The 7,409-nt window shown below is 59.0% G+C and carries 7 protein-coding genes; 2 read left to right on the forward strand and 5 right to left on the reverse strand.

Annotated features, from left to right (window positions below):
- Nucleotides 1-33 precede the first annotated feature (33 nt).
- From ahpF to FEM54_RS19150, 3 genes are all read right to left on the reverse strand, one after another.
- Complete coding sequence (ahpF, locus tag FEM54_RS19140; protein ID WP_138452488.1) at nt 34-1,599, reverse strand: alkyl hydroperoxide reductase subunit F; 1,566 nt, start codon at nt 1,597-1,599, stop codon at nt 34-36.
- A 127-nt stretch (nt 1,600-1,726) separates the two neighbouring features.
- Complete coding sequence (gene ahpC, locus FEM54_RS19145; protein WP_010210361.1) at nt 1,727-2,290, reverse strand: alkyl hydroperoxide reductase subunit C; 564 nt, start codon at nt 2,288-2,290, stop codon at nt 1,727-1,729.
- 133 nt (nt 2,291-2,423) lie between these two features.
- Complete coding sequence (locus FEM54_RS19150) at nt 2,424-3,356, reverse strand: site-specific integrase (RefSeq protein WP_017135496.1); 933 nt, start codon at nt 3,354-3,356, stop codon at nt 2,424-2,426.
- Nucleotides 3,357-3,526: 170 nt separating this feature from the next.
- Between FEM54_RS19150 and FEM54_RS19155 the strand changes: the two genes are divergently transcribed.
- Nucleotides 3,527-4,534: a DNA-binding protein gene (locus FEM54_RS19155; protein WP_138452490.1), complete on the forward strand. Its 1,008-nt coding sequence runs from the start codon at nt 3,527-3,529 to the stop codon at nt 4,532-4,534.
- Here FEM54_RS19155 and gorA read toward each other — a convergent pair whose 3' ends face one another.
- Together gorA and galU are read right to left on the reverse strand one after the other, a co-directional pair.
- Entirely contained in the window at nt 4,535-5,893 is a 1,359-nt protein-coding gene (gorA, locus tag FEM54_RS19160) for a glutathione-disulfide reductase (protein WP_138452492.1), read from the reverse strand.
- Between the two features lie 97 nt (nt 5,894-5,990).
- The gene (gene galU, locus FEM54_RS19165; RefSeq protein WP_003212579.1) at nt 5,991-6,830 is read right to left on the reverse strand and encodes a UTP--glucose-1-phosphate uridylyltransferase GalU; all 840 of its coding nucleotides are present in this window, start codon (nt 6,828-6,830) and stop codon (nt 5,991-5,993) included.
- A gap of 308 nt (nt 6,831-7,138) precedes the next feature.
- Here galU and FEM54_RS19170 point away from each other — a divergent pair, with 308 nt between their 5' ends.
- Nucleotides 7,139-7,327: a hypothetical protein gene (locus FEM54_RS19170; RefSeq protein WP_017135493.1), complete on the forward strand. Its 189-nt coding sequence runs from the start codon at nt 7,139-7,141 to the stop codon at nt 7,325-7,327.
- Nucleotides 7,328-7,409: the final 82 nt, after the last annotated feature.

The raw sequence follows: 7,409 nt of genomic DNA on the forward strand, positions 1-7,409 counted from the left end.
CACTCATGGGGTTTTTTATTTTCGCAGCCGGATTTAAGCGGGTGCCGAGGTACGGATCAGGTGATCAAAAGCACTCAGCGAAGCCTTCGCGCCCTCGCCTACCGCAATCACGATCTGCTTGTACGGCACGGTCGTCACGTCACCGGCAGCAAACACGCCCGGCAGTGAAGTTTCGCCACGCGCATCGACGATGATCTCGCCGCGCGGGGTCAATTCCACCGTGCCCTTGAGCCAGTCGGTGTTGGGCAACAAGCCGATCTGAACAAAGATGCCTTCCAGGTCGATGGTCTTGAACTCGCCGCTGTCACGATCCTTGTACGCCAGGCCGGTGACCTTCTGGCCATCGCCTTTGACTTCACTGGTCAATGCGCTGGTGATCACGTCCACGTTCGGCAGGCTGTAGAGCTTGCGCTGCAACACGGCATCGGCGCGCAACTTGCTGTCGAACTCGAGCAAGGTCACGTGGCTGACGATACCGGCCAGGTCAATGGCTGCTTCAACGCCGGAGTTACCACCGCCGATCACTGCCACACGCTTGCCTTTGAACAACGGGCCGTCGCAATGCGGGCAGAAGCACACGCCGCGGGCCTTGTATTCCTGCTCGCCCGGCACACCCATCTCGCGCCAGCGGGCACCGGTGGCCAGAATCACGGTTTTGGACTTGAGGGTCGCACCGCTTTCAAAGCGAATTTCGTGCAAGTCACCGGTATTTTTTGCCGGGATCAGGCGGCTGGCACGCTGCAGGTTCATAATGTCTACGTCGTACTGACGCACATGCGCCTCCAGGGCGCTGGCCAGTTTCGGCCCTTCGGTCTCCTGCACGGAGATGAAGTTCTCGATGGACATAGTGTCCAGCACCTGGCCGCCGAAACGCTCAGCTGCCACGCCGGTGCGAATACCTTTGCGTGCGGCGTAGATAGCTGCGGCAGAACCGGCTGGGCCACCACCGACCACCAACACATCAAAAGCCTCTTTGGCGCTGATTTTCTCGGCGGCCTTTTCGATACCGCTGGTGTCGAGCTTGGCGAGGATCTCTTCCAGGCCCATGCGGCCCTGGCCAAAGTTCACACCATTGAGGTACACACTGGGCACTGCCATGACCTGGCGTTCATCGACTTCAGCCTGAAACAGCGCGCCGTCGATGGCGACGTGGTGGATGTTCGGGTTAAGCACGGCCATCAGGTTCAGCGCCTGAACCACGTCAGGGCAGTTCTGGCACGACAGCGAGAAGTAGGTCTCGAAGCTGAACTCGCCTTTCAAGGCACGAATCTGTTCAATCACTTCGACACTGGCCTTCGACGGGTGGCCACCGACTTGCAGCAGGGCCAGCACCAGCGAAGTGAATTCATGGCCCATGGGGATGCCGGCAAAACGCAGGCTGATATCGGCACCCGGGCGGTTGATGGAGAACGACGGCTTGCGCGCATCATTGCCATCGGTTTTGAGGGTAATCAGCGTGGTGAGGCTGGTTACGTCCTGTAACAGGGCAAGCATTTCCTGGGATTTCGCACCGTCGTCGAGGGAGGCGACGATCTCGATCGGCTGGGTGACCCGTTCCAGGTATGACTTCAACTGAGCTTTAAGATTGGCGTCCAACATACGGGCGATTTCCTGTTAATTCGGTTTATTGCAGACAAAAAAACGCCCGAGCGAATCTCGCCCGGGCGTTTTGAGGGCGGTGCAGCTTACTTAAGGTGCGGCAACCCGCCCTTGATGTTTCACAGACTTAGATCTTGCCGACCAGGTCCAGGGACGGAGCCAGAGTAGCCTCGCCTTCTTTCCACTTGGCTGGGCAGACTTCGCCCGGGTGAGCAGCGACGTACTGAGCGGCCTTGATTTTGCGCAGCAGCTCGGAAGCGTCACGGCCAACACCGCCGTCGTTCAGTTCAACGATCTTGATCTGACCTTCCGGGTTGATCACGAAGGTGCCGCGGTCTGCCAGGCCAGCTTCTTCGATCAGTACGTCGAAGTTGCGCGAGATGGTCAGGGTTGGGTCGCCGATCATGGTGTACTGGATTTTGCCGATGGCTGGCGAAGTGTTGTGCCAGGCAGCGTGGGCAAAGTGGGTATCGGTGGACACGCTGTAGATTTCGACGCCCAGTTTTTGGAATTCGGCGTAGTTGTCAGCCAGGTCTTCCAGTTCGGTTGGGCAAACGAAGGTGAAGTCGGCTGGGTAGAAGAAGACTACGGACCATTTGCCTTTCAGGTCAGCGTCCGACACATCTACGAAGTTGCCGTTTTTGTAGGCGGTCGCTTTGAACGGTTTTACTTGGCTGTTGATGATAGGCATCGGTGACTCTCCGTCAGTGGTTGAAAAGTTGATGAGATGAATCCTACTCACTCTTTCCGTCGGTGGCTCATTGGCAAACCTGATGCTGACGATTGGTTTTCCCTATCAGGTATCTGTATTAATAGAAGAAATCTCAAAGCAGCGGTGGAGTCGCCAAGGTCATGCCCAAAAAGGGTGTCGCTTCAACATAGCGCATGGCGGATTTCATGTCGCTCCAGCCGACGTAACTCATCAGCGACTTGATGTCCCAGCCACTGCGATGGGCCCAGGTGGCGAAACCGCGGCGCAGCGAGTGGCTGGTGTATTGATCCGCAGGGATGCCCGCACGCTCCAGAGCCTGGCGCAGCAGCGGGATCACGCTGTTGGGGTGCAGCCCCTCCTCGCCCAGGTTGCCCCAGCGATCAATCCCCCGAAACACCGGCCCCCGCACCAGGGCCGAGGCACTTAGCCAGTCGCTGTAGGCCTGCACCGGGCACAAGCGCAGCAGCGCCGGCGTCTGGTAGGTTTTGCCGAGGTTGTCGCGGTCACTTTTGCTGCGCGGCAGGTACAGACTGATGCCGGCGCCGGGCACCGCTTGCACGTGTTCGATGCTCAGGCGACATAACTCGTCGCTGCGAAAGCCGCGCCAGAAGCCCAGCAGGATCAACGCAGTGTCGCGCTTGGCGCGCAGCAAGCGCGGCTGATCCCGCGCTTCAATGGCCTGCCTGGCTTCAACCTCAAGTGATGCCACCACCTGTTCAAGGTGCTTGAGCTGCAAAGGTTCGGCCTGCTTCTCCCGTGCCGGGTGCACCGCCCGAATGCCCTTGAGCACCTTGCGCACCACCGGCGCCTTGGTCGGGTCCGGGAAACCCTGGCTGGTGTGCCACTGCGCCAGCGCCGAGAGCCGCAGCTTCAAGGTGTTGACCGCCAGCACCCCGGCATGGGCCACCAGGTAGCGCGCCACGCTGTCGCTGGTGGCTGGCAGGAACCCGCCCCAACTCACTTCGAAATGCTCGAGGGCTGCGCGATAGCTGCGCCGCGTATTGTCGCGGGTGGCGGCGTTGAGGTAACGGTCCAGGTCGCTCATGAAAGGCCTATTCGTACTACTGGCGGGTGTATTAACGGTTAAAACGGCTATGACACGGGATAATACGCCAATATCCCATCTGTTAAATCATGAATTTAAACGGGTTTTTATTCGTGATAAAGTATGTATCTACATACCATGTACCACAGTACTAAATCGACGGAGACTTCATGGCGCGCGGCGGCATAAACAAAGCAGTGGTTCAAACGGCACGCCTGGCGATCCTGGCCCGTGGCGAAAACCCGAGCATCGACGCGGTGCGCATCGAGATGGGCAATACCGGCTCGAAAACCACGATTCATCGCTATTTGAAGGAACTCGATGACAGCGAAACCCGGCTGACCATCACCCAGGCGCCCATCGACGATGAACTGGGCGAGTTGGTAGCACGGCTGGCTCAACGCCTTAAAGACAAGGCCCAGGAGCCGATTGACGCGGCACTGGCGCAGTTCGAGCAGCAAAAAGCCGCCCTGCTCGCCCAGGTGCAAACGCTTGAAGAAGCCCACGGCCAGCTCAAGCAGCAATTGGATATCCAGGCCGCCGCACTGGCCGAAGAAAGCGCCGCCTTGCAGACCGCCAGCACCAGCCTGCAAACCGAACAAACTCGCAATGCGGGGCTCAGCCAGGCGTGCAGCGATTACGAGTTGCGCATGAATGACAAGGACGAGCAGATTCGCTCGCTGGAAGACAAACACTTGCACGCCCGCGACGCGCTTGAGCACTACCGCAATGCGGTGAAGGAGCAACGCGAGCAAGAGCAACGGCGCCATGAAGGCCAGCTGCAGCAGGTGCAGGCCGAGCTGCGCCAGGCGCAACAAAGCGCCATGGTGCGCCAGGATGAGATCACCCAGCTGCATCGCGATAATGAGCGGCTACTGATCGAGCACCGCGTGACCAGCAAGGAACTGACCGCCCTGCAGGAGCAATCACGCAAGGAACAGGCGCAGCAGCAAACACTCAGCGAACAGCTGGGCCGCATGGAAAGCGAACGCACCCTGCTTCAGGAGCGCTTGCGGGTTGCGGTAGAGGAAAGTCAAGCGCGCCAGGCAGCGCTGAGTGAGCAACAGCAGGTGAGCAAAACCCTGGAACTGGACCTGATCAAGGCCCAGGCCAGTATCGAGGCATTGCGCCTGGCGGCCGTCGTTGCAACGCCGCCAGAGGCAACCGCCGACTCCTGATCAGCCCGCTACAGGCGTGCGCATGGTGACGAACTCTTCCGCCGCCGTAGGGTGCACGCCGATGGTTTCATCGAAATGCTGCTTGGTCGCGCCGGCCTTGAGCGCGATCGCCAGGCCCTGGACGATCTCACCCGCATCCGGCCCGACCATGTGGCAGCCCAGGACCTTGTCGGTGTCGGCGTCGACCACCAGCTTCATCAGGGTTTTTTCCTGGCAATCGGTCAACGTCAGCTTCATCGGCCGGAAGCGGCTTTCGAAGATCTGCACGTTATGGCCGTTTTGCTTCGCGTCTTCTTCGCTCAGGCCCACGGTGCCGATATTCGGCAGGCTGAACACCGCGGTCGGGATCATCGCGTAATCGACCGGACGGTATTGCTCGGGCTTGAACAGGCGACGAGCAACCGCCATGCCTTCGGCCAGCGCGACGGGCGTCAATTGCACCCGCCCGATCACATCGCCAATCGCCAGGATCGAGGCTTCGGCGGTCTGGTACAGGTCGTCGACTTCGACAAAGCCACGCCCATCCAATTTGACGCCGGTGTTTTCCAGCCCCAGGTTGTCGAGCATCGGGCGGCGGCCGGTGGCGTAGAACACGCAATCGGCTTCGAGCACGCGGCCGTCTTTGAGGGTGGCCTTGAGGCTGCCGTCAGCCTGTTTGTCGATGCGCTCGATATTGGCATTGAATTGCAGGTCGAGGCCGCGCTTGGTCAGCTCTTCCTTCAGGTGCGTGCGCACTGCGCCGTCAAACCCGCGCAGAAACAGGTCGCCGCGATACAGCAAGGTTGTGCGCGCGCCCAAGCCATGGAAGATGCCCGCAAACTCGACGGCGATGTAGCCGCCGCCCACTACCAGCACGCGCTTGGGCAGCTCTTTGAGGAAGAACGCCTCGTTGGAGCCTATGGCGTGCTCACGGCCCGGGATTTCCGGGATCTGCGGCCAGCCGCCCGTCGCGATCAGGATGTGCCTGGCCGTAAAGCGCTCGCCATTGATCTCCACCTGGTGCGGATCAACCAAACGCGCGTGCCCTTCGTGCAGGGTCACGCCACTGTTAACCAGCAGGTTGCGGTAGATGCCATTGAGGCGGTTGATTTCGCGGTCTTTGTTGGCGATCAGGGTCGCCCAGTCAAAGTTCGCTTCACCCAACGACCAGCCGAAACCGCTGGCCTGCTCAAAGTCTTCGGCAAAATGCGCGCCGTACACCAGCAGTTTTTTCGGCACGCAGCCAACGTTCACGCAGGTACCGCCCAAGTAACGGCTTTCAGCTACCGCCACTTTAGCGCCAAAGCCTGCGGCAAAGCGCGCCGCGCGAACACCGCCGGAACCGGCGCCAATTACATACAGATCAAAATCGTAGGCCATTTCACTCTCCTCGGCAGGGCACCAGCATACCGACTTACATGGGGCTGAAAAACGAAAAAGCCACCCGAAGGTGGCTTTTTGGGCGGGCTACCGTGAATCAGTAAGCCTTACCGGTCTTGTAGAAGTGCTCGTAGCAGAAGTTGGTGGCCTCAATGTAGCCTTCAGCGCCACCGCAGTCGAAGCGACGGCCTTTGAATTTGTAGGCGATCACGCAGCCATCTTTGGCTTGCTTGAGCAGGGCGTCAGTGATTTGAATCTCGCCGCCTTTGCCTGGCTCGGTTTCTTCGATCAGCTTGAAGATGTCCGGCGTCAGGATGTAACGACCGATAATCGCCAGGTTCGACGGCGCATCTTCCGGCGCTGGTTTTTCAACCATGTCACGCACGCGAATCAGGCCATCACCAATATCGTCGCCGGCGATCACGCCGTACTTGTTGGTTTCCTGAGGGTCGACCTCTTGAACCGCAACGATGGTGCAGCGGTATTTCTGGTACAGCTTGACCATCTGGGTCAGTACGCCGTCGCCTTCCAGGTTGACGCACAGGTCATCAGCCAGCACCACGGCGAACGGTTCGTCACCGATCAGCGGGCGGCCAGTGAGGATGGCGTGGCCAAGGCCTTTCATCTGGGTTTGACGGGTGTAGGAGAACGAGCACTCGTCGAGCAGTTTACGGATGCCGACCAGGTATTTTTCCTTGTCGGTGCCCTTGATCTGGTTTTCCAGCTCGTAGCTGATATCGAAGTGGTCTTCCAGCGCGCGCTTACCGCGGCCGGTAACAATGGAAATTTCGTTCAAGCCGGCATCCAGTGCCTCTTCGACGCCGTACTGAATCAGTGGCTTGTTCACCACCGGCAGCATCTCTTTGGGCATGGCTTTGGTCGCTGGCAAGAAGCGAGTGCCGTAACCGGCTGCTGGGAACAAGCATTTCTTGATCATATAAGTCCTTACAAAGGGCTGTGCGTACGGAATTCGGCGCAGTCTAATCAGGCCGCAGTCACCTTACAATGGGTCCTGCTGGCGTTGCGATGTCAACATAGAGAAAAAATGTGCGCGTAAGTTCCGCTGATCCTACGAAGAGCATTCACTCAGGGCGCGACATAACCAGCCATCGCCCCTTTGCTTACGAGCGCCTCAATGGTTTTAGCACGCTTTTCGCGGCAGGGCACTGACCTGCAACAACTTGCGCGCCTCGGGGCCAATTGGCGCTATCATTACTGGCTTGAACCAGACTACGAGATTGATAGATGTCAGAACCAAAAGGCGTAAACGGCTACCTGATCACCAAGCGTGCGGACGGCTGGCACCTGATCAACTTCCACGGCGACAGCGTCGCCGGGGTATTCGCGAGCGAAAGCATGGCCGTTGCGGTGGCTGAAGTGTTTGTGGACGAAGCCGGCCACGCATCGAGCAAGCGCCCCAAGGACAAAAAGTAAGCGTCATTGCTTGCGCACAAAGCCCCGGTCAACGGGGCTTTTTTGTGTTTGTCTGTACCTTGATGGCCGTTCGCTATAATCT

Source organism: Pseudomonas edaphica (genome assembly GCF_005863185.1).
GTDB classification, from domain to species: domain Bacteria; phylum Pseudomonadota; class Gammaproteobacteria; order Pseudomonadales; family Pseudomonadaceae; genus Aquipseudomonas; species Aquipseudomonas edaphica.

Coding starts and splice junctions, on each gene's coding strand:
- ahpF (WP_138452488.1), bottom strand. CDS start 1,599: ATGTTGGACGCCAATCTTAAAGCTCAGTTGAAGTCATACCTGGAACGG.
- ahpC (WP_010210361.1), bottom strand. CDS start 2,290: ATGCCTATCATCAACAGCCAAGTAAAACCGTTCAAAGCGACCGCCTAC.
- FEM54_RS19150 (WP_017135496.1), bottom strand. CDS start 3,356: ATGAGCGACCTGGACCGTTACCTCAACGCCGCCACCCGCGACAATACG.
- FEM54_RS19155 (WP_138452490.1), top strand. CDS start 3,527: ATGGCGCGCGGCGGCATAAACAAAGCAGTGGTTCAAACGGCACGCCTG.
- gorA (WP_138452492.1), bottom strand. CDS start 5,893: ATGGCCTACGATTTTGATCTGTATGTAATTGGCGCCGGTTCCGGCGGT.
- galU (WP_003212579.1), bottom strand. CDS start 6,830: ATGATCAAGAAATGCTTGTTCCCAGCAGCCGGTTACGGCACTCGCTTC.
- FEM54_RS19170 (WP_017135493.1), top strand. CDS start 7,139: ATGTCAGAACCAAAAGGCGTAAACGGCTACCTGATCACCAAGCGTGCG.